Raw genomic sequence first — 21,771 nt, 5'->3', positions numbered from 1 at the left:
CGAGTTCATGTTTGCCGAGCCCGACGGGCCCCCGTGAGACGGGAGCCGCGCCGGAGGCGGGTCAGCCGAGCCGCGCGACCAGTGCGCGGTACTCGTCCCACAGCTCCTTCGGCGTGTGGTCGCCGAAGGTCTCCAGGTGGGCGGGGATGAGGCCGGCCTCGTCGCGCCAGACGTCGAGGTCGACGGAGAGCAGCAGGTCCAGGTCCTCCTGCGAGATGTCGAGCCCCTCGGTGTCGAGGGCGCCCGCGGCCGGGAGGATGCCGATGGGCGTCTCGACGCCCTCGCCCTCACCGTTGAGGCGCTCGACGATCCACTTCAGGACGCGGCTGTTCTCGCCGAAGCCCGGCCACACGAAGCGGCCGCCGGCGTCCTTGCGGAACCAGTTGACGTAGTAGATCTTCGGCAGCTTGGCGGCGTCGGCCTGCTGGCCGATCTTGATCCAGTGGCCGAAGTAGTCGCCCATGTTGTAGCCGCAGAACGGCAGCATGGCGAACGGGTCGCGGCGCAGCTCGCCGACCTTGCCCTCGGCGGCGGCGGTCTTCTCCGAGGCGATGTTGGAGCCGATGAAGACGCCGTGCTGCCAGTCGAAGGACTCCGTGACGAGCGGCACCGCGCTGGCGCGGCGGCCACCGAAGAGGATCGCGGAGATCGGGACGCCCTTGGGGTCCTCCCACTCGGGCGCGATGGTCGGGCACTGCGAGGCCGGGACGGCGAACCGGGCGTTGGGGTGCGCGGCCGGGGTGCCGGACTCGGGCGTCCAGTCGTTGCCCTTCCAGTCGATGAGGTGGGCCGGCGGCTCGTCCGTCATGCCCTCCCACCAGACGTCACCGTCGTCGGTCAGGGCGACGTTGGTGAAGACCGTGTTGGCGTACATGGTCTTCATGGCGTTGGCGTTGGTGTCGTCGCCGGTGCCGGGCGCGACGCCGAAGAAGCCGGCCTCGGGGTTGATCGCGTAGAGCTGGCCGTCCTCGCCGAAGCGCATCCAGGCGATGTCGTCACCGACGGTCTCCACGGTCCAGCCGGGGATGGTCGGCTGCAGCATCGCGAGGTTGGTCTTGCCGCAGGCCGAAGGGAACGCGGCCGCGATGTACTTGGCCTCGCCCGTCGGCGGAGTCAGCTTGAGGATCAGCATGTGCTCGGCGAGCCAGCCCTCGTCGCGGGCCATGACGGAGGCGATGCGCAGCGCGTAGCACTTCTTGCCGAGCAGGGCGTTGCCGCCGTAGCCGGAGCCGTAGGACCAGATCTCGCGGGTCTCGGGGAAGTGCGAGATGTACTTGGTGGTGCTGCACGGCCACGGCACGTCGGCCTGGCCCTCGGCGAGCGGCGCGCCGACGGAGTGCACGGCCTTGACGAAGAAGCCGTCCTCGCCGAGGTCGTCCAGAACGGCCTTGCCCATGCGGGTCATGGTGCGCATGGCGACGGCGACGTACGCGGAGTCGGTGATCTCGACGCCGTTGGCGGAGAGCGGCGAGCCGACCGGGCCCATGCAGAACGGGACGACGTACATGGTGCGGCCGCGCATGGAGCCGCGGAACAGGCCCTTGTCGCCCGAGAAGATCTCGTGCATCTCCGCGGGGGCTTTCCAGCGGTTGGTCGGGCCGGCGTCCTGCTCACGCTCGGAGCAGATGAACGTACGGTCCTCGACCCGGGCGACGTCGGTGGGGTCGGAGGCGGCGTAGTAGGAGTTCGGGCGCTTGTTGGGGTCGAGCTGCTTGAAGGTGCCGTTCGCCACGAGGTCGTCACAGAGGCGCTGGTACTCGGCCTCCGAGCCGTCGCACCACACGATCTCGTCCGGCTGGGTGATTTCGGCGATCTCGCCGACCCAGGCGATCAGGTCCTTGTGATTGGTGGGAGCCGCAATTTCGCGCGCCACGATCGCTCCGTCCCGCCGAATTTGCACAGATTCGGCGTCAGATTTGAGGGTTTTGCGGACTCTGGTCCTGCTGTCCGCATGGTGGAACTACCTCGGCCCCTTGGGGGCTGCGACCCGGACGCCACGTGGCCGCTCATCCGGTGCCGACCTCACTCATATGAGTGTCGGGGGAGAAAACCCGATCTGTCCAGGGCGCGAAGGGTGAGCATCGCCACTTCTACCTGCCATACCTACGGCGCCGTAACCTACGGAGCCGTAGGTAGCATTGACGCTATGGACCTCGTCGAGGAGACTTCCGCTGTGCCCCAAGCCGTAGAAGAGCTCGACCCGCCCGCCCTCTTGAAGCCCCGGCTCAGAGGGTGGATTCATGCGGGTATGTTCCCCGCGGTACTGATCGCGGGAGTGGTTCTGACCGCCTTCGCGGAGAGCACCCGGGGTCGCATCGCGTGCGCCGTCTTCACCGTCACCGCCTGCGCGTTGTTCGGCGTGAGCGGCCTCTACCACCGCGGAAACTGGGGCCCGAGAGGCGAGGCGATCCTGCGTCGCCTGGACCACTCCAACATCTTCCTGATCATCGCGGGCAGTTACACACCGCTCGCGATCCTGCTGCTGCCGTCGAGCAAGGCGACCCCGCTGCTGTGGTTCGTCTGGGCGGGCGCGCTGGCCGGGATCGCCTTCCGGGTCTTCTGGGTCAGCGCCCCGCGCTGGCTCTACACCCCCTGCTACATCGCGCTCGGCTGGGCGGCCGTCTTCTTCCTGCCGGATTTCATGCGCACCGGCGGTATCGCGGTGCTGGTCCTGGTGGTCGTCGGCGGACTGCTGTACAGCGCGGGCGGCGTCATCTACGGCCTCAAGCGGCCCAATCCGTCACCCCGCTGGTTCGGCTTCCACGAGGTGTTCCACTCCCTGACGATGGCGGCGTTCGTCATCCACTACGTCGGGATCTCGCTGGTCGCGTACCAGCACGCGTAACCGCGGCCGGGCCCCCACCCTGTCCCACCACCTCGGCCAGGCCCCCTGGAGCCCGCCTCACGTGCCCCCTGGACCCCGGCTCAAGCCCCGCTCAAGGCACCGCCCAACGGCCCGCCGCAGACTCATCGCAGGCGCCCGCGACCGATCCGGTCGCGGGCGCCTTTGCGTACCCCTTACATTTCGGATATTGACAGACTCCATCTTTTGCGAGCTACTATCACTTGATAGCGACTCTTAAAGATGTGACGGAGGAGTGTCATGACCGCACAGCTCGACCCCAGGCGCTGGTGGGCGCTCGGCGCCATGGTCGCGAGCATGCTCGTGCTCGGCTTCGACATGACGATCCTGAACGTGGCACTCCCGACGATGGCCGGCCAGCTCGGCGCCACCACCGGCGAGCAGCAGTGGATGGCGGACGCCTACGTCGTCGTCTTCGCCGCGCTGATGCTCCCGGCCGGGCTGCTGGGCGACCGCTTCGGCCGCCGCAGGATGCTCGTCACCGGACTCGGGATCTTCCTCGCCGGCTCGCTCGTCGGCTCGCTCGCCACCAGCGTCGAACCGGTCATCGCCGCCCGTGCGGTCATGGGCATCGGCGGCGCGCTGGTGATGCCGCTCGCCCTCGCCGTGCTGCCGTCGCTCTTCGCCCCCCAGGAGCGCGCCAAGGCGGTCGGCATCGTCACCGCCGCCTCCGCGCTCGGGATGCCGCTCGGCCCGATCATCGGCGGCTTCCTGCTCAACCACTTCTGGTGGGGCTCGGTCTTCCTGATCAACGTCCCGATGGCCGCTTTCGGGATCATCGCCTGCGTCTTCCTGCTGCCCGAGACCCGCGACCCGGCGTCGCCCAAGGTCGACGCGGTCTCCACCGCGCTCACCGCGGCCGGTCTCGGCGCGCTGATCTACGGGATCATCGAGGCGCCCGCCCGCGGCTGGTCCGACCCGGTCGTGGTGGGGATGCTGGCCGGGGCCGCCGTCCTGATCGCGGCCCTCGTCCTGCGCGAACGCCGCATGGTCCGGCCGATGCTGGACATGACGCTGCTGGGCCACCGCCCGTTCCTGCTCAACACGCTCGCCGCGACCCTGGGCATGTTCATCTTCTCCGGGCTGATGTTCGTACTCCCGCCGTACCTGACGGCGGTACTCGGCAACGACGCCTTCGGCACCGGCCTGCGGCTGCTGCCGATGATGGGCGGCGTGATGTTCGCCGCCAAGGGCAGCGCCACCGTCATCCAGCGGTTCGGCGCCCGCGCGGTGATCAGCGCCGGGCTGGTGGTGCTCGCCTTCGCGGCGTTCCTCGGCAGCCGCACCACCGTGGACAGCGGCTACGGCTTCACCGCCCTGTGGCTGTCCGTCGTCGGCTTCGGCTTCGGCTTCGCGGTGGTCCCCGCCATGACGGCGGCGCTCAGCGCACTGCCCGGGGACCGGGCGGGCAGCGGCTCGGGGCTGCTGAGCACCGTACGGCAGGTGGGCGCCGCGATCGGGATCGCGCTGCTCGGCTCGCTGCTGGTCAGCGCCTACGCCGACCGGCTGCCGGCCGGGGCGCCGCGCGCCGCCGCCGACTCCGTCGTCGCGGCCCACGCGGTGGCCGGCAAGCTGGGCGACACCCGGCTCGCGGCCGCGGCGGACGCCGCGTACGTCCACGGCATGTCGACCGTCCTGCTGGTCTGCGGCATCACCGCCCTCGTAGCGGCGCTGCTGACCGCGACGCTGCTGCCCAGGCCCACCGCCGACACCACGACCGATACCGGGACCGGAACGGACGCCGACTCGGACTCGAACTCGGACTCGGGCGCGGGTGCGGGTGCCGGTTCCCGAACCGACGCCGACTCAGGTGCCGACGCGGGTGCGGACGCGGGTGCCGGGAGCGGATCCGGGGCCGTACCGCCGGTGGCCGCGCTGCCCGCCGATGCCGGACAATGATGGGCATGTCCGCACGTACGACGGCCGCCACCGCTCCCGCCGCCCCGCCGAAGATCGGCCTGCGGGAGCGGAAGAAGATCCAGACCCGCCAGGCGATCCGCAGGGCCGCGTACCGGCTCTTCGAGGAGCAGGGGTACGACGCCACGCCCGTCGACCGGATCGCCGAGGCCGCCGACGTCTCCCCGAGCACCGTCTTCCGGTACTTCCCCACCAAGGAGGACATCGTCCTCACGGACGAGTACGACCCGATGATCGAGGTGGCGATCCGGTCCCGCCCGGCCGCCGAGTCCCCGCTCCGGGCGATCCGGCACGCCTTCCTGGAATCGCTGCGTGCCATCTGCGAGGACCCGCAGGAACGCGCGGACCTCAGCGCGCGGGCCAAGCTGCTGCGGGACGTGCCGGCCGTCCGGGCCCGCTCCATGGAGAGCATGTCGGCGACCGGCCGGATCCTCGCCGGCGTCCTCGCCGAGCGCACCGGCCGCCCGGTGGACGACCTGGAGCTGCGGATCTTCACCGGGGCGGTGCTCGGCGCCTTCCAGGAGGCCATGATGCACTGGGGCGAGCACGACCAGGAGGGCGAACTCATCGACGTCGTCGAGCGCACCCTGGACGTGCTGGAGCGCGGCCTCACCCTCTGAGCGAAGGCCTACCGGAGCGAGGCCTCACCCTCTGAGCGGGAGCTACGGGGGCGCGGCCTCACCCTCCGGGAGGCGCTCCCACCATCGCGGCCAGCGCGGCCGGATCCGTGGTCGGCGCGTCGCAGACGAAGTGCCGGCAGACGTAGGCCGCCGGCAGCTCCCCGACGAGGGGCCGCTCGTGCAGCAGGGGGAACTCGCCGCTGCCGGGCGCGCCGGGCGCGACGACGGCGCCGGGGGCCGTGGCCAGCAGCGCCGTCCGGTGCAGCGCGGCGGTGGCCGGGTCGTCGGGCGCACCGACCACGGCGATCTCCCGGGGGCCGTCCAGAGCGGCCTCGGCGACGGCGAGCCCCCAGCCGATGAAGCGCGGCGCGCGCGGCGCCAGCGCCCCCACGACGCCCAGGGCACGCTCCGCCGCCTCGCGATGGGCGCTCGACCCGGTGTGGGCGGCGTACGACAGCATTGCCCCGGCCGCCGCCGTCCACCCGGACGGGGTGGCGTTGTCGGTCGGGTCCTGCGGGCGCCGGATGAGCGCCTCCGCGTCGTCCGCGGTGTCGTAGAGCGTTCCGTCGGGGGCGGCGAAGTGGTGCAGCACCGAGTCGAGGAAGAGCCCCGCGAAGTCCAGCCAGACGCCCTCGGCGGTGACCGCGGCGAGCGCGAGGAAGCCCTCGGCGACATCCGCGTAGTCCTCCAGCACCCCGGAGTTGTCGCCCGCGACGCCGTCGCGCGAGGTGCGGCAGAGGCGGCCGGAGTTGTCCATGTGGACCCGCACCAGCACGTCGGCCGCGTCCAGCGCGGCCCGGACCAGGTCGGGGCGGTCGAAGTACGCGCCGGTCTCGGCGAGCGCCGCGATGGCCAGGCCGTTCCAGGCGGCGACGACCTTGTCGTCGCGGCCGGGGCGCGGCCGCTCCTCGCGCGCCGCGAGCAGCCGCTCGCGGATCGACGCGACGCGGTCCGCGTCGGCCGCCGCTCCGTCCGCCGCCAACTGGAGTACGGAGGCGCCCTCCTCGAAGGTGCCCTCCGGCGTCACGCCGAAGTGCGCGGCGGCGAACGCCGCGTCCTGCTCGCCCAGCGCCTCCCGCAGCTCCGCCGGCGTCCAGGCGTAGAACGCCCCTTCGGCGTGCGAACCGTCGGCGCGGTCGCTGTCGGCGTCGAGGGCGGACGCGAACCCGCCCTCCTCCGTGCGCAGTTCGCGCACCATGAAGTCGGCGGTCTCGAGCGCGACGCGGCGCGCGAGCTCCGAGCCGGTGGAGCGCCACAGGTGCGCGTAGACGCGGCACAGCAGCGCGTTGTCGTAGAGCATCTTCTCGAAGTGCGGCACGGTCCAATTCCGGTCCACCGAGTACCGGGCGAAGCCGCCGCCCAGCTGGTCGTAGATGCCGCCGCGGGCCATCGCCTCGCAGGTGTCGGCCGCCATCCGCAGGGCGTCGTCCGAGCCGGTGCGGGCGTGGTGGCGGAGCAGGAACTCCACGGCCATGGACGGCGGGAACTTCGGCGCACCGCCGAAGCCGCCGGTGTCGGCGTCGTACTCCCGGGCCAGGCCGAGCAGCGCGGCGTCGAGCTCCTTGGCGCCGGGTGTCACCGACGCCCCGTAGGCGCTCTGCCGCTCGCCGAGATCCTTGACGATCCGCGCGGCGACCTCGTCGACCTCGTCCCTGCGGTCCCGCCAGGCCGCCTGCACGCCTTCCAGCACCTGCTGGAACGAGGCCATGCCGTGGCGCGGCTCGGGCGGGAAGTACGTGCCGAAGTAGAACGGCTCGGCGCCCGGGGTCAGGAACACCGTCATGGGCCAGCCGCCCTGCCCGGTCGCCGCCTGCACCGCCTCCATGTAGACGGCGTCGACGTCCGGCCGCTCCTCGCGGTCCACCTTCACCGGCACGAAGTGCTCGTTGAGGTAGGCCGCGACCGTCTCGTCCTCGAACGATTCGTGCGCCATCACATGGCACCAGTGGCAACTGCTGTAACCGACGCTGAGCAGCACCGGCACCCCCCGCTCGCGAGCCGCGGCAAACGCCTCCGCACCCCACGGCCACCAGTCCACAGGGTTGTCGGCGTGCTGCAGGAGGTAGGGAGAGGTGGAACGGCTGAGTCGATTGGCCATGTACCCACCCTCACACACGGTGTCGCTCCGCGACGTGTACGGCAGGACACTTGGGGCGGGCGGGCGACCGAGGGGGAGCTACGTGAATGAAGCGCCAGAGCCGGCGAAGCCGTCCGGGAGGGACCGGGCGGAGGTCGAGAACCGGCTGAAGCTGGCCGTGGTCGAGGAGGCGCGTGGCAGTACGCCGGCGGACGCCGAGCGGCTGCTCCAGCGGGCGCTGGCCTCGCTGGACGAGATCATGGCGCAGGCGGCCGAGGAGTACGCGCTCTATCTGCGCGCCACCGGCGCCGGGCCCGCCGGGCAGGCCCGGCTCGCCGGACGGTTCAGCCGCGAGACGGTCACGACCGGCGCGATCACCGCCGGCGCGGTCGGGGCGACCGCGTTCGCGGTGGACGTGATCGGCCAGAAGCTGTCGGCCGGGGCGTCCCTCACCACCGGGCTGGCCGCCGGGGCGGTCGGGGCGGTGGCCGTCGGGCTCAGGGGCACGGCACGGCCGCGGCCCGACTCCGCCGCGGCGGCCGACGACCCGGCCCCGTACCGGCTGCGCTGGCTGGACGCGGTGGAGCAGCGCGGTATCCGGCCCTTTCTCGAACAGCACCGGAGCCGGGCGACGGCGGCGGCCGCCGCCTCGCGGACCGCCCCCAGCGCCGCGGCGAGCAACCGGCACCAGGTCCCGGCGCCCCGCCGCACCGACCGCAGCGCCGCCGCCAGGACCCGGGCGGTGCTGGAGCAGTCGTTCGGCCAGCTCCCCTCCGCGGACGGCCCGTTCGCCGGCCGCCGCAAGCAGGTCGCGCAGATCGCGCAGTGGGTGCACCAGGCGCGGGTGTCCACGGAGAGCAAGCCGACCGTCGTCGTCCTGCACGGACCGGCCGGCGCCGGGGCGACCACCCTCGCGGTGCGCGCCGCCCGCCAGCTGCGCGACCAGTTCCGCGGCTCGTGCGTGGTGGACCTGCGAGGCGGGGCCCTGGACGAACGCCCGCTGCCGACCCGGGACGCGCTGCTGCACCTGCTCAACCGGCTCGGCGCGCCCCGCGAGCAGCTGCTGTTCCGGGAGCGCCCCAACCACGAGCAGCACCTGCGGCGCCTCGCCGACCAGTACCAGAAGCATCTGACGGGTACGCCGGTGACGATCGTGCTCGACGACGCCTCCGACGCCGAACAGGTACGGATGCTGGTCCCCGAGCGGTCCGAGGCGCTGGTGCTGGTCACCGCCCGCGAGCCGCTCTCGCTGGATCTGCCGAACGCGTGGGTGCACAGCCTGCCCGTCGGCCCGCTCGGCGCCGACGAGACCTACGAGCTGCTCGGCGAGTTGGCCAGGACCGCGAAGGCGCCCGAGCCCACCTCCGTGGAGTCCGAACGGCTGCGCGGGCTCTGCGACGGCCTGCCGCTCGCGCTGCGGATAGCCGGCGCGGCCCTGCCCGACCACGGCACGGCCGCCGGGCTCGCCGCCGACCTGGAGGCGTACGGCCCGCAGGAGGCCGTCGAGCGGATCCTCGCGCTGCGCCACCGCGACCAACCCGAGCCGACCCGGAAGCTGCTGCGCCGGCTCGCGCTCGCCGGGCGGGCCAGCTTCGGCGCGGCGGCCGCCGCCGCGCTGCTGGCCACCGACGAGCAGGAGGCCGCCCGCCGGCTGGAGGAGCTGGCGCGGGCCGGACTGATCGAGCACATCCGCGGCAGCCGCTACAAGCCGCACGACCTCGTACGCCGCTTCGCGCACGCGCGGCTGCTGGACGAGGAGGACCCGGCCGAGCGCGCCGCCGCCCACGAGCGGCTGATCCGCAGCTACGCGGAGCTGGCCAACGCCGTGATCCGCCTCGTCGAGGGCAAGACGTCCACCCGGGCCGGGCGTTTCGGGGCCCACGGTTTCGCCTCGCTCGAAATGGCGCTGCGCTGGCTCGACGACGAGTCCAGCTTCATCACCGCCGCGCTGCGGCACGCCGAGGGCGTGGACCGTACCGTCGTCCAGGCTCTGCTCGGCGCGCTGTGCGACTACTGCCTGCTGCGCGGCGACCTGTACCGGCTCGGGGAGATCAGCGAGCTGGCGCAGGCGTCCAAGGCCGACCCGGACGAGGAGCAGAACATCCTGGTGCGGTCCGTGCAGTGGCGCACCGGCATCGCGGCCCGGCAGCTGGGCGAGCTCGACAAGGCGCGTTCCACCCTCAGCTCCGTCGTCGACCTGTACTTCGAGGCGCAGCATCCGGCGGGCGCCGCCCGGGCGCTCGGCAGCCTCGGCATCACCCTGCACCACCAGGGCAATCTGCGGGAGGCGGAGGTCAAGCTCCGTGAGGCGCTGGTGCTGCAGGCGGCGCCGGAGCTGGGCGAGGACCGGGCCTGGACGCTGCACGCGCTGGCGGCCGTGCTGCGCGACATGGGGCAGCTCGGCAAGGCACTGCCGCTGCTGCTCGAATCCCTCGAACTGCACCGGCAGAACGAGAGCGTCAGCGGGCAGGCCTGGGCCCATCTCCAGCTCGGGCAGGTCCATCTGCGGCTCGGCGCGGTCGACGAGGGCGAGGCCGAACTGCGCAGCGCGGGCCAGTGCTACGCGCTCACCCGCGACCAGCGCGGCGCCGCCTGGACCCGCACCCAGCTCGCCCGCGCCACCCTGCAGCGCGGCGACGCCCAGGAGGCCACCCGGGAGCTCGACGAGGCACTCGTCCGCCACCGGGCCTGCGAGGACGCCCGCGGCGAGGCCTGGACGCTGTACTACCTGGGGCACGCCCTGGAGGAGTCCGGCAACAGCGACCAGGCGCTGCGCACCCTGGAGCGGGCCCGTTCCATGTTCAGCCGGATGCGGGACGTGTACGGGCTCGCCTGCGCCCGCCACCACTCGGCCCGCGTCACCCGCGACCAGCGGGCCGTACGCACCGGCAACCTCCGCAACAGCGGCTTCGCCCGCCAGCTGCTCCAGGACGCCCGGCAGGACTTCCGGCGCATCGGCGTCGAGCACGGCGAGGCGTGGTCCTGCGTGGAACTCGCGGTGATCGACGCGGGCAACAACCGCTTCGTCGAGGCCCTCACGCTGCTGGACGAGGCCCGCGAGCTCTTCGCCGACCTGGGCGACCGGCGTGGCGAGGACTGGGCGGTCTTCCTGCGCTGCACCGTCGAGCCCCTGCTGTCCGAGCCAGGGGCCGGCCAGGCCCTGGAGACGCTGCGCACCCTGCTGGCCGCGCACTACCCCGGCCGCGACCCGGACCTGGAGGAGTACGCCGAGGCCTACTCGGTGCTGCTGGAGCGCGGTACGGCCGCGCCCGGCGGCAGCTGGGAGGCGTGGCGGCTGGGCATGATGCCGCGACGCTCCGCGCGCATGGTCATGGACCTGCTGCCGATCACGCCCTGAGGGCGGCACGCGGAAGCGCCGGTCGGGCCGGTGTGCGGCCGGCCCGGCCGGCGCCCGGGCGCGCTACGAAGCCTGGTGGTCCTGGGACGCCTGGGCCGCGGCCTGCGCTTCCCGGTGCGCCCGCAGACCCCGCGACGGCTTCGGGGCCGCCGGCGCGCCGGTGGGGTCCGGGGCCTCTTCGAAGTCGATCTTCTTGAACTGCTTGCCCATGTTCTTCATCAGCGCCCACAGCGACAGCGCGATCGCCGCGAAGATCACAAAGCCGATGAGACCGGGCGTCACCTTGTTGTTGTCCAGCTCCTGAGCGGCGAGCGGGACGTACTGGGTCAGTGCGTGGGAGGCAATCACGGTACCCATTGTGCGCTAGGGCCTGTCCGGCGGAACACGGGCGGGGCTCTAGAGCTGCCGGATGCCCGCGAAGAGGTCGTTCTCGGGGAGTGAGGTGTCCACGAGCGACTTGGCGAGCTCGTAGTCCTCGGTCGGCCAGACCTCCTGCTGGATCTCCATGGGGACGTGGAACCAGGCCCCGTCCGGGTCGATCTGGGTGGCGTGCGCGAGCAGCGCCTTGTCACGGATCTCGAAGAAGTCGGCGCAGGGCACGTGGGTGCTGATCTGCCGCTCGGGGCGGTCGAACTCCTTCCAGCGCTCCAGCCACTCCGCGTACGGGGACTCCAGGCCGCGGGCGAGCAGCGCCTCGTGCATGGCGACGGTGCGGGCCCGGTTGAAGCCCTGGTTGTAGTAGAGCTTCTGCGGCGTCCACGGCTCGCCGGCGTCGGGGTAGCGCTCCGGGTCGCCCGCCGCCTCGAAGGCGACCATGGAGATCTTGTGGGTCATGATGTGGTCGGGGTGCGGGTAGCCGCCGTTCTCGTCGTAGGTGGTGATCACCTGCGGCTTGAACTCGCGGATCAGCTTCACCAGGGCCCCGGCGGCCTCCTCGACGTCCTGTACGGCGAAACAGCCGTCGGGCAGCGGGGGCAGCGGGTCGCCCTCGGGGAGGCCGGAGTCGACGAAGCCGAGCCAGGACTGCTTGACGCCCAGGATCTCGCGGGCCTCGTCCATCTCCTTGGCGCGGACCTCGTGAATGTGCTCCTCGATATAAGGATCACCCTGGAGCTTGGGGTTGAGCACCGAGCCGCGTTCTCCGCCGGTGCAGGTGGCGACCAGTACGTCCACCCCCTCGGACACGTACTTGGCCATGGTGGCCGCGCCCTTGCTCGACTCGTCGTCGGGGTGGGCATGGACGGCCATCAGTCGCAGCTGCTCAGTCAAGGCTGGATCCTCTAGTCATCAGTAGTGGCCCCCTCGTTCCGTGTAAAGGGCGCCTCCTATAGTGACCGAAGCGAGGGGGCATTTAATTCCATGGCCCCCACCGGAAGGAACGATCATGGCTGCGGTGCGCGAGGGGCTGCCCGAAGGGCGCTACGGACGCGGCGCCGACGCGCGGGCCGACCGGCGACTGAAGATCATCGGCCTGGTGCTGGGCGTGCTGGCACTGGGCGGGGTCGGTTGGTTCGGCTGGCACTCGGTCGCGGGCACGGACGTGAGCGGCGAAGTGATCAAGTCCCGGGCCGTCTCCGACCAGGCCGTGGAGATCCATCTGGAGGTCCGCAAGGACGCCGGAACGGTCGCCGTGTGCACGCTGCGCTCGGTGGACGAGGACCACACTGAGGTGGGACGCATGGACGTGACCCTGCGCGACCACAAGAAACAGGTCGATACCGTGGTGACCATGCGCACCACGCACCGCGGGGAGACCGCTGAGCTGCTCGGCTGCAAGCCGGCGGACCAGGGCTGACCTGCCGCTGACCTGCTACGACGACACACTGGCAATTTCCCGCTCCCGTGTGGGTGCCGGAATTGTTAGGCTCCAGGTTTCGCCCCGCCACGCGATGGCAAGGCACTTCGACGCAGACCCATGTACCTACGAGGAGCACCAGTGACCCAGACCAGCGAGAGCGTCACCTGGCTGACCCAGGAGGCGTACGACCAGCTCAAGGCCGAGCTGGAGTACCTGTCGGGTCCGGCACGCGCTCTGATCATCGCCAAGATCGAGGAAGCCCGCCAGGAGGGCGACCTCAAGGAGAACGCCGGTTACCACGCGGCACGCGAGGATCAGGGCAAGCAGGAGCTGCGGGTCCGCCAGCTGACCCAGCTGCTGGAGCGTGCCAAGGTCGGCGAGGCGCCGGCCGACACCGGCGTGGTCGCGCCCGGCATGGTCGTGACGATCGCCTTCGACGGCGACCCGGACGACACCATGACCTTCCTGGTGGGCTCGCGCGAATACGTGAGCGACACCCTGGAGACGTACTCGCCCCAGTCCCCGCTGGGCAAGGGCGTGAGCGGTAAGAAGGCCGGCGAGGACGCCGTCTACGAGCTGCCGAACGGCAAGAAGTCCTCCGTGAAGATCCTCTCGGTCAAGCCGCACCGGGGCTGACCTTCCCGCCCGGGGCCGACCTTCCCGGGACGAACGAACGCAGGACGGGCTCCCCGCCATGGGTACGGCGGGGAGCCCGTCCTGCGTTACGGGGTGACTCGGCGGTCGTCCGGGTCAGGCGGTCGCGGAACGGTACTTGCGCACCGCCAGGGTGCGGAACACCACGAGGATCAGGACGGACCAGAGCAACGACGCCCATACGGCGTGCTGCATCGGCCAGGCGTCGGACTGCGAGACGCCCGGATTGCCGAACAGCTGCCGGCAGGCCTGCACCGTGGCGCTGAACGGGTTCCATTCGGCGATGTGGCGCAGCCAGGGCGTCATGTTGGTGGTGTCCGCGAAAGCGTTGGAAATGAACGTCACGGGGAACAGCCAGATCAGACCACCGGAGGTGGCCGCCTCCGGGGTGCGGACCGACAGGCCGATGAGCGCACCGATCCAGGAGAAGGCGTAGCCCAGCAGGAGCAGCAGCCCGAAGGCGCCGAGCATCTTGGGGATGCCCTCGTGGACGCGCCATCCGACGATCAGGGCGACGACGGCCAGCACGATGACGGTCAGCATCGTCTGCACCAGGTCGGCGAGGGTGCGTCCGGTGAGGACCGCGCCGCGTGCCATGGGCAGTGACCGGAAGCGGTCGATGAGGCCCTTGTTCATGTCGTCGGCGATGCCCGCGCCGGCGCCCGCCGTGGCGAAGGTGACGGTCTGGGCGAAGATGCCCGCCATCAGGAATTCCTTGTACGTGGCGGGGTCGGTACTGCCGCCGACCTTCATGGAGCCGCCGAACACGTAGGTGAACAGCACCACGAACATGATCGGCTGGATCAGCCCGAAAATGATCATCTCCGGGATGCGGGTCATCCGGATCAGATTGCGCTTGGCGATGACCAGCGAGTCCCGGACGGACTGCATGACCCCGCCGCCGGACCGCGGGGCCAGCGTGGTGGTGGGCTTTGCGTCGATGATGGCCATCACTTGGCCTCCTCTTCCGGTGCGGCGACCTCGGCCTCGTGGCCGGTCAGCGAGAGGAACACATCGTCCAGCGTCGGGCGGCGCAGCCCGATGTCGTCGATCTCGATGCCCCGGGCGTCGAGATCACGGATGACCTCGGCGAGCAGCTTGGCACCGCCGTCGACCGGGACGGTGATCCGCCGGGTGTGCTCCTCGGTCTTGGTGTCGCCCTTGCCGAAGCCGCGCAGGATGCCCTCCGCCTCGGAGAGCCGGTCCCGCTCGTGGACGACGACCTCGACGCGTTCACCACCGGTCCGCGCCTTGAGCTGGTCGGAGGTGCCGCGGGCGATGACCTTGCCGTGGTCGATCACGCAGATGTCGTGCGCGAGCTGGTCGGCCTCTTCGAGGTACTGGGTGGTGAGCAGCAGGGTCGTGCCGCCGGCCACCAGGTCCTGGATGACCTCCCACATCACCTGCCGGTTGCGCGGGTCCAGGCCGGTCGTGGGCTCGTCCATGAACATCACGGGCGGCTTGACGACGAGCGCCGCGGCGAGGTCCAGCCGGCGGCGCATACCGCCGGAGTACGTCTTGGTGGGCCGGTCGGCCGCCTCCGCGAGGTTGAAGCGGTCCAGCAGTTCGGCCGCGCGGAGCTTCGCGTCACGGCTCTTCATCTGGTAGAGCTGGCCGACCATCTGGAGGTTCTCACGGCCGGTCAGATACTCGTCGACCGCCGCGAACTGGCCGGACAGGCCGATGTGGCGGCGGACTTCGTTGGGGTGCTTGAGCACGTCGATACCGGCCACGACGGCTCTGCCGCTGTCCGGTTGCAGCAGGGTGGTGAGAACTCGTACGGCGGTGGTCTTGCCGGCGCCGTTCGGGCCCAGCAGTCCCAGAACGGTGCCTTCCGGGACGTCGAAATCCACTCCGTCCAATGCCCGTACGTCACCGAAGGTCTTGACCAGACCTTCGGCGTAGATCGCGCCTGGCATGTGACTACTCCCAATCCGGGGATAGGTCTCTGGTGACGATGTTCGCGAGGTTCGCGGGCGGCCGCGAACCATATCGGCCGACGTCCGGGCCCGCACACAGAGAGTCCAAACGCGACACATCGCGAGCATTGCGCATGCGATATATCGCGTCAAGACCGGGACTCCCGAAATCTTCGGGCACCTCGGCCCGGAGCGGAAGTCAGATGACCGTGTAGCCGGCTCCCAGCAGGGCGGCTTCCACCGCCTCGCAGTGCTCCGGTCCCTTGGTCTCCAGGTGCAGTTCGACCTCCGCCTCCGTGAGCCCCAGCCGCGGATCGGTCCGCACATGGCTCACATCGAGGACGTTGGCGTCCGCCTCTGACAACACCGCCAGAAGCGTCGCCAGCGCCCCCGGGCGGTCCGTCACCCGCAGCCGCAGCGACAGGTAGCGGCCCGCCGCGGCCATGCCGTGCCGCAGGATCCGCTGCATCAGCAGCGGGTCCACGTTCCCACCGGACAGCACCGCCACCACCGGGCCCTCGAAGGACTCCGGATCGGACAGCAGCGCCGCCACCGGGCTCGCGCCGGCCGGCTCGACGACCATCTTCGCCCGCTCCAGACACAGCAGCAGCGCGCTGGAGAGGGCGTCCTCGGAAACCGTACGTACCTCGTCCACCAGTTCGCGAATGATTTTGAAGGGGATGTCCCCGGGCCGGCCCACCATGATCCCGTCGGCCATCGTCGCCACCCCGTCCAGCGCCACCGGCTCGCCCGCCGCCAGCGAGGGCGGATACGCCGCCGCGCCCGCCGCCTGCACACCGATCACCTTCACGTCCGGGCGCAGCGCCTTCACCGCCAGCGCGACACCCGCCGCGAGCCCGCCGCCGCCGATCCCGACCACGATGGTCCGCACCTCGGGGCACTGCTCCAGGATCTCCAGGCCCACCGTGCCCTGACCCGCGATGATGTCCGGGTGGTCGAAGGGGTGGATGAAGACCGCACCGGTCTCCTCCGCGTACGCCTTGGCGGCGCGCAGCGTCTCGTCCACCACCTGCCCGTGCATCCGCACTTCGGCTCCGTAGTCGCGGGTCGCCGCGATCTTCGGCAGCGGCGCGCCCACCGGCATGAAGACCGTGGACCGCACGCCGAGCAGCGACGCGGCCAGCGCGACGCCCTGCGCATGGTTGCCGGCGCTCGCGGCGACCACCCCGGCGGATCGTTCCTCCTGGGTCAGCCCGGCGATCCGCACATACGCGCCGCGCACCTTGAACGAGCCGGTGCGCTGCAGGTTCTCGCATTTCATGTGCACGGGGGACCCGACGAGACCGGTCAGGTACCGGCTGCCCTCCATCGGGGTCACCCGGGCCACCCCGGAGAGCATCTTGTGCGCCCCGCGCACGTCGTCGAGCGTGATCGGGTGGTGTACTGCGGGCGCCGCTCTGTCCATGCGCCCAGTCTCCCAGTTCCCGTCCACCATCACCGCCGGACCCCGGTTTGTGCGGGATGGGTCTCATGGTGACCCTCTCCGCGTACTCTTCTCCCAACCTCCGCAGGACCGACAGAACGCGAGCTTCCGGCCATGCCCAATCCATCGGAGACGCCCTCCTCTCCCCCCCTCGACGAGGAGGGGCCCACCGAACTCTTCGAGCGCCTCCAGCACCAGGTCGCGCTCTTCGCCCGGCGCGCGGAGCAGACCCGCCTCGGCGGTGTGGGCAAGGCCCGCAACTCCATGGACCGGGCCGCGTACCTGCTGCTCAACCGGCTCGACCACGAAGGCCCGATGGGCGTCAAGGCGCTCGCGGAGGGCATGGGCATCGACTCCTCCACCGTCACCCGCCAGGTCGCGCCGCTGGTCGACACGGGCCTGGTCAAGCGCACCTCGCACCCCGAGGACGGGCGCGCCGTCGTGCTCGCCCTCTCGCCGCGCGGCCGCGGCCGGCTCGAAGAGGTGCGCAGCTCGCGCAAGGAGCTGATGGCCCAGGTCACCGAGGGCTGGAGCGAGGGGGAACGCGAGATGTTCTGCGAGCTGCTCGGGCGTTTCAACCTGGCACTGTCGGAGTGGCACGCGACCACGGTGCAGTCAGGACCGTCCGACGACTAGGTCCTGACAGATCCCCGACGGCCCGGCCGGCAAAAGCCCTGGCCGGCGCCTGATCCGGTCCCACCCGGCCGCTGCGCGCGCCCCGCATGCGCAGGGCTCTTGACCTGAACCGCCTGCTTGACGTCCACTGGCGGCGTGGGCACGCGCCGGGCGGCAGCGGAGTACCAACGGGACGTCGAGTTTCAGGCGTTCACCGCAGGAGCGGCAGGACGACTCCTGCACGCCGCCACCCTGCTCACCGGCGACCCGGCCGCCGCGGAGAAACTGCTGGTCACAGTCCTGTCGCAGACGTACGCGAACTGGTTCCGGATGCGTGCCGAGGACCCGTACGACCAGGCCCGCACCGAGCTCGTACGGCGCTTCGCGTACCGGCCGTGGTGGCGTCGGCCGCACGGCGGGGCGCTGGACCGGCTCACCGCCCAGGAGCGGCTGGTGGTCGTCCTGCGGCTGTTCGAGGGCGTTGCCGAGGAACAGGCCGCCGCGCAGCTGGGACTGCCCGTCGAGCGCGTCCGGGCCATCTGCAACCGTGCCACGGCCACCTTGCGCAGCCGCCCCGCGCAGCCGCCCGCCCGATCGGTGACCGAGGCCCGTGCGGCGGCGGAGAAGGCCCGGAAACGGGCTGCGGCGGAGAACCCACCGGAGACCTCCCCGGGGAGCCCTTCGCAGACACCGCCGGAGAAGCCTGCGGAGAAGCCGTCGGAGAAGCCGTCCGTGGCCGAGGAGATCCGCGGAGCCGCGCCATGATGCCCCCGGACCGCAAGGAGGAGGAGGTCCGCCGGGTCCTCGACACCCCGCACCCGTACGTCCCGGCCGACCTGTCAGAACGGGCCGTCGAGCGGGGCCGCCGCATCCTGCGGCGGCGGCGCGTCGTCCACCGGCTGATGTGGCTGCTGCTCTTCGCCGCGATCGTGGCGGGCGTGGTGTTCGCGGTGCTGGCGTGGCCCGATCAGGCGCCGCTCGACACCACGCCGCCGGTGGACACCTGGTAGCGGGCCGAGCCGCCCACCAGGTGTCCCTTGCTACGGCTCAGCCGAGCGCCTGGGTGAGGTCCGCCAGCAGGTCGTCGACCGACTCGATACCCACCGAGAGCCGTACGAGGTCCGCCGGGACCTCCAGCGCGGAGCCCACCACCGAGGCGTGCGTCATCCGGCCCGGGTGCTCGATCAGCGACTCGACGCCGCCCAGCGACTCACCCAGCGTGAACAGGCCCGCGCGGTTGCAGACCGCGACGGCCGCCTCCTCGCCCCCTGTCACCTGGAACGAGATCATGCCGCCGAACGCCTTCATCTGCTTCGCCGCGACCTCGTGTCCCGGGTGCTCGGGCAGCCCCGGGTAGAGCACCCGCGACACCTTCGGGTGCGACTGCAGCATCTCCGCGATGCGGGTGGCGTTGGCGCTGTGCCGGTCCATGCGCACCGCCAGCGTCTTGACGCCGCGCATCACCAGCCAGGCGTCGAACGGCCCGGCGATCGCGCCCATCGCGTTCTGGTGGTAGGCGAGCTCGTCGCCGAGCGCCGCGTCACCGGTCACCAGCGCGCCGCCGACGACGTCGGAGTGCCCGCCCATGTACTTCGTCGTCGAGTGCAGGACGACATCCGCGCCGAGCGAGAGCGGCTGCTGCAGGTACGGGCTGGCGAAGGTGTTGTCCACCACGAGCTTCACGCCGGTGCCGGCGCCGCGCGCGATCTCCGCCAGCGCCGCGATGTCGGTGATGCCGAGCAGCGGGTTGGACGGGGTCTCCACCCAGATGGCCTTGGTGTTCGGCCGCAGCTGCGCCCGCACGGCCGCCGGGTCGGACGTGTCGGCCACCGACCACTGGACACCCCAGCGCTCGACGACCTTGCTGAACAGACGGAACGTGCCGCCGTACGCGTCGTTCGGGATCACCACGTGATCGCCGGGAGAAAGGATGGTGCGCAGCAGGCAGTCCTCCGCCGCCAGCCCGGACGCGAAGGCCAGCCCGCGCCGGCCGCCTTCCAGCGCCGCGAGGTTCGCCTCCAGCGCGGACCGGGTCGGGTTCGCGGAGCGGCTGTACTCGTAGCCGCCGCGCAGCCCGCCCACTCCGTCCTGCTTGTACGTCGACACCTGGTAGATCGGCGTCACCACGGCGCCGGTCTGCGCGTCGGCCGCCTGACCGGCGTGGATCGCGAGGGTTTCGAAATTCTGGTGCTGCTGGTCGTGGTCGCTCATTCCGCCGAGGGTAGTCGCCCGGGCCCGGTGACCGCCTGCCGTACCCGGCTGCCGCGCCCGCACGGAATCCTGCGGCCCGCCCGTACGTTCCCCTGTAGCGAGCCGATCCCGGAGGAGTAACCCCCATGTTCCTGAACCGCCACAAGAACCACCTGCCCTCCGCCGAGGAGGCCCTCAAGGGCCGCACGGAGCCGGAATTCACCGTGCCCGCGCGGCACACCGTGCTGGGCAAGCAGCTCACCGGCCCGTATCCCGCCGATCTCGCGGTCGCGGACTTCGGCATGGGCTGTTTCTGGGGTGCCGAGCGCAAGTTCTGGCAGACCCCGGGCGTCTGGACCACCCTCGTGGGCTACCAGGGCGGCCACACCCCGAACCCCACGTACGACGAGGTCTGCAGCGGCCTCACCGCGCACACCGAGGCCGTCCGCGTCGTCTACGACCCCGCGTTGGTGTCCTTCGCGGAGCTGCTGAAGGTCTTCTGGGAGTCCCACAACCCCACGCAGGGCAACCGCCAGGGCAACGACTCGGGCACCCAGTACCGCTCCGCCGTCTACACCCACTCCCCCGAGCAGCTCACCGGCGCCAAGGCCTCCCGCGACGCCTACCAGCAGATCCTCACCGGCGCCGGCTACGGCGACATCACCACCGAGATCCTCCCGGCCGGCCCCTTCTACCCCGCCGAGCCCTACCACCAGCAGTACCTCGACAAGAACCCCGACGGCTACTGCGGCATCGGCGGCACCGGCGTGAACCTCGACTCCCCGTCGGAGACCAACTGGGGCCGCTCCTGCCCGACGGGCATCGCCCCGGCCGGCGGCTGACCCGGCGGCTCGTCAGTCCTCGATGCCCAGGTCGGCGCGCATCAGGCGTTGGAGTTCGGTGAGTTTGGGGTCTGCGGCGCGCAGGTCTTCGAGGGCGGACTCGGCGGTCTCGTCGGGGGAGGCCATGCCGCGGTCGAGGCGTTTGGCCGCGGCGTCGGCCAGGGCGAGGACGATGTTGAGCTCGCGGGAGGCGGCGAGTACGCGCTGCGGGACGATCATCTGGGCCTCGGCGTAACGGTCCCGGTAGTCGCGCCGGGTCTCCTCCACGAGGGTGCGCTCCTCCTGGGTGTAGACGCCGTCGCGGATCCGGTGCAGGGCGTCCTTGAGCAGGGTGTGGAACTGCCGGGACGCACGGTTCATCGCGGTGTACGCGTCGCGCCGCTCCAGGAAACCGCGCCGCTTCTCTGCGGCCGCGGCGTCCTCGGCCCGCTGGCGGGCGGCGGACCGGTGGGCGACCAACGGTGCGAGGAGCGTGCCCAGTACGCCGACGACGGCAGTGACCATTGCGGCTATCGCGACACCCATGCAGCGACCCTAGTGCTCTGACCGGAAAGGTTCACCGGTTCGCGACGCCCGGCACGGCACCTCGCTGCGTTGTCGGAGTCGTCCGAGTACGCCCGGTACGAGGACGATCCTCCGCCTTGCGATGCACCGCGCCGGCCGCCGCGAACCAGGCAAACCTTTCCGGCCAGAGCACTAGCGAACGTGAGGGGCCGGGCTCCCAGAGCCCGGCCCCTCACGTTCGAACCGTTGGTCCCTACGTCGCCGGGACCCTTTCCGTCACGGTGACCCGGCCCTTGCGGATCGTTGCCAGGCGCGGGGCGCGCTTGGCGATGGCGGAGTCGTGGGTGACGAGGATGAAGGTCAGCCCGCGTTCCTTCCAGAGGCCTTCGAGGAGGCCCATGATGTCGTCGCGGGTGACCTCGTCGAGGTTGCCGGTGGGCTCATCGGCGAGGAGGACCTTCGGCTTCTTGACGAGGGCGCGGGCGATGGCGACGCGCTGCTGCTGGCCACCGGAGAGCTCGGAGGGCAGGTGGCTCAGGCGCTCGTCGAGGCCCACCGACTCCAGCGCCTCGACAGCGAGGCGGCGGCGCTCCGCGGGCTTGATGCCCATCGGGACGAGGGCCGTCTCGACGTTCTCCTGGGCGGTCAGCGTCGGGATGAGGTTGAAGCTCTGGAAGATGAAGCCGATGTTCTCGGCGCGCATCCTGGTGAGCTTGGCCTCGCCGAGCCGGGCGAGGTCGACGCCGTCGAACTCGACCGAGCCCTCGGTCGGACGGTCGAGAGCGCCGAGCATCTGCAGCAGCGTGGACTTGCCGCCGCCCGTCGGGCCCTGGATGACGAGCTGGTCGCCGTCCTCGATGGTGAGATCGACACCCCGAAGGGCCTCGACGGTGTCCTTGGCGCGACGGTAGCGCTTGGTGACGCCGGTCAGCTTGTACATGGTCAACTCCCTTGAAATTGAAGGTGGGTG

Annotated in this window: 20 protein-coding genes; 10 read left to right on the top strand and 10 right to left on the bottom strand. The window is 71.3% G+C overall.

Annotated elements, in window-relative coordinates:
- Positions 1–61: 61 nt before the first annotated feature.
- Positions 62–1,873 carry a phosphoenolpyruvate carboxykinase (GTP) gene (locus AC07DC_RS21255; protein ID WP_478915940.1) on the bottom strand — a complete coding sequence of 604 codons (1,812 nt, stop codon included), beginning with the start codon at positions 1,871–1,873 and terminating at the stop codon, positions 62–64.
- A 273-nt stretch (positions 1,874–2,146) separates the two neighbouring features.
- Here AC07DC_RS21255 and trhA point away from each other — a divergent pair, with 273 nt between their 5' ends.
- The 3 genes from trhA (at position 2,147) to AC07DC_RS21240 (ending at position 5,400) form a co-directional block, all read left to right on the top strand.
- Positions 2,147–2,845 (top strand): PAQR family membrane homeostasis protein TrhA, encoded by a 699-nt coding sequence (gene trhA, locus AC07DC_RS21250; protein WP_478915939.1) that lies wholly within the window; start codon positions 2,147–2,149, stop codon positions 2,843–2,845.
- Between the two features lie 258 nt (positions 2,846–3,103).
- Complete coding sequence (locus tag AC07DC_RS21245) at positions 3,104–4,762, top strand: DHA2 family efflux MFS transporter permease subunit (RefSeq protein ID WP_478915938.1); 1,659 nt, start codon at positions 3,104–3,106, stop codon at positions 4,760–4,762.
- 5 nt (positions 4,763–4,767) lie between these two features.
- Entirely contained in the window at positions 4,768–5,400 is a 633-nt protein-coding gene (locus tag AC07DC_RS21240; protein ID WP_478915937.1) for an acyl-CoA-like ligand-binding transcription factor, read from the top strand.
- 58 nt (positions 5,401–5,458) lie between these two features.
- On the opposite strand, the gene AC07DC_RS21235 is transcribed toward AC07DC_RS21240, so the two are convergent.
- Positions 5,459–7,498 (bottom strand): thioredoxin domain-containing protein, encoded by a 2,040-nt coding sequence (locus AC07DC_RS21235; protein WP_478915936.1) that lies wholly within the window; start codon positions 7,496–7,498, stop codon positions 5,459–5,461.
- A 145-nt stretch (positions 7,499–7,643) separates the two neighbouring features.
- Here AC07DC_RS21235 and AC07DC_RS21230 point away from each other — a divergent pair, with 145 nt between their 5' ends.
- Positions 7,644–10,835 carry a tetratricopeptide repeat protein gene (locus AC07DC_RS21230; RefSeq protein ID WP_478915997.1) on the top strand — a complete coding sequence of 1,064 codons (3,192 nt, stop codon included), beginning with the start codon at positions 7,644–7,646 and terminating at the stop codon, positions 10,833–10,835.
- Between the two features lie 63 nt (positions 10,836–10,898).
- On the opposite strand, the gene AC07DC_RS21225 is transcribed toward AC07DC_RS21230, so the two are convergent.
- Both AC07DC_RS21225 and mca read right to left on the bottom strand, forming a co-directional pair.
- The gene (locus AC07DC_RS21225) at positions 10,899–11,183 is read right to left on the bottom strand and encodes a hypothetical protein (protein ID WP_478915935.1); all 285 of its coding nucleotides are present in this window, start codon (positions 11,181–11,183) and stop codon (positions 10,899–10,901) included.
- A 48-nt stretch (positions 11,184–11,231) separates the two neighbouring features.
- The gene (gene mca / locus AC07DC_RS21220) at positions 11,232–12,104 is read right to left on the bottom strand and encodes a mycothiol conjugate amidase Mca (protein WP_478915934.1); all 873 of its coding nucleotides are present in this window, start codon (positions 12,102–12,104) and stop codon (positions 11,232–11,234) included.
- Positions 12,105–12,219: 115 nt separating this feature from the next.
- Here mca and AC07DC_RS21215 point away from each other — a divergent pair, with 115 nt between their 5' ends.
- Positions 12,220–12,630, top strand: a complete 411-nt coding sequence (locus tag AC07DC_RS21215; protein ID WP_478915933.1) for a DUF4307 domain-containing protein — start codon at positions 12,220–12,222, stop codon at positions 12,628–12,630.
- 141 nt (positions 12,631–12,771) lie between these two features.
- Positions 12,772–13,269, top strand: coding sequence for a transcription elongation factor GreA (gene greA, locus AC07DC_RS21210; protein WP_250977451.1), 498 nt, complete (start codon positions 12,772–12,774; stop codon positions 13,267–13,269).
- A gap of 114 nt (positions 13,270–13,383) precedes the next feature.
- On the opposite strand, the gene AC07DC_RS21205 is transcribed toward greA, so the two are convergent.
- From AC07DC_RS21205 to ilvA, 3 genes are all read right to left on the bottom strand, one after another.
- Complete coding sequence (locus AC07DC_RS21205) at positions 13,384–14,178, bottom strand: ABC transporter permease (protein ID WP_478915996.1); 795 nt, start codon at positions 14,176–14,178, stop codon at positions 13,384–13,386.
- Between the two features lie 59 nt (positions 14,179–14,237).
- Positions 14,238–15,206 (bottom strand): ATP-binding cassette domain-containing protein, encoded by a 969-nt coding sequence (locus AC07DC_RS21200; RefSeq protein ID WP_478915932.1) that lies wholly within the window; start codon positions 15,204–15,206, stop codon positions 14,238–14,240.
- 199 nt (positions 15,207–15,405) lie between these two features.
- Entirely contained in the window at positions 15,406–16,632 is a 1,227-nt protein-coding gene (ilvA, locus tag AC07DC_RS21195; RefSeq protein ID WP_478915930.1) for a threonine ammonia-lyase, read from the bottom strand.
- 132 nt (positions 16,633–16,764) lie between these two features.
- Here ilvA and AC07DC_RS21190 point away from each other — a divergent pair, with 132 nt between their 5' ends.
- The 3 genes from AC07DC_RS21190 (at position 16,765) to AC07DC_RS21180 (ending at position 18,275) form a co-directional block, all read left to right on the top strand.
- Entirely contained in the window at positions 16,765–17,286 is a 522-nt protein-coding gene (locus AC07DC_RS21190; protein ID WP_478915929.1) for a MarR family winged helix-turn-helix transcriptional regulator, read from the top strand.
- 135 nt (positions 17,287–17,421) lie between these two features.
- Positions 17,422–18,030: a sigma factor-like helix-turn-helix DNA-binding protein gene (locus AC07DC_RS21185; RefSeq protein WP_478915928.1), complete on the top strand. Its 609-nt coding sequence runs from the start codon at positions 17,422–17,424 to the stop codon at positions 18,028–18,030.
- The gene (locus tag AC07DC_RS21180; RefSeq protein WP_478915927.1) at positions 18,027–18,275 is read left to right on the top strand and encodes a hypothetical protein; all 249 of its coding nucleotides are present in this window, start codon (positions 18,027–18,029) and stop codon (positions 18,273–18,275) included. The genes AC07DC_RS21185 and AC07DC_RS21180 overlap by 4 nt, the downstream gene beginning before the upstream one ends.
- Before the next feature lie 37 nt (positions 18,276–18,312).
- Here AC07DC_RS21180 and AC07DC_RS21175 read toward each other — a convergent pair whose 3' ends face one another.
- Complete coding sequence (locus tag AC07DC_RS21175; RefSeq protein WP_478915926.1) at positions 18,313–19,476, bottom strand: cystathionine gamma-synthase; 1,164 nt, start codon at positions 19,474–19,476, stop codon at positions 18,313–18,315.
- 125 nt (positions 19,477–19,601) lie between these two features.
- On the opposite strand from AC07DC_RS21175, the gene msrA reads away from it, so the two are divergent.
- Positions 19,602–20,297, top strand: coding sequence for a peptide-methionine (S)-S-oxide reductase MsrA (gene msrA, locus AC07DC_RS21170; RefSeq protein WP_478915924.1), 696 nt, complete (start codon positions 19,602–19,604; stop codon positions 20,295–20,297).
- A gap of 12 nt (positions 20,298–20,309) precedes the next feature.
- On the opposite strand, the gene AC07DC_RS21165 is transcribed toward msrA, so the two are convergent.
- Positions 20,310–20,822, bottom strand: a complete 513-nt coding sequence (locus AC07DC_RS21165; protein ID WP_478915923.1) for a hypothetical protein — start codon at positions 20,820–20,822, stop codon at positions 20,310–20,312.
- A 232-nt stretch (positions 20,823–21,054) separates the two neighbouring features.
- The gene (locus AC07DC_RS21160; protein WP_478915921.1) at positions 21,055–21,741 is read right to left on the bottom strand and encodes an ABC transporter ATP-binding protein; all 687 of its coding nucleotides are present in this window, start codon (positions 21,739–21,741) and stop codon (positions 21,055–21,057) included.
- Between the last annotated feature and the right edge of the window lie 30 nt (positions 21,742–21,771).

Source organism: Streptomyces sp. NPDC045021, assembly GCF_056432645.1.
The sequence above is the reverse complement of the archived record's forward strand: the minus strand, read 5'-3'. Positions and strand labels throughout refer to the sequence as shown.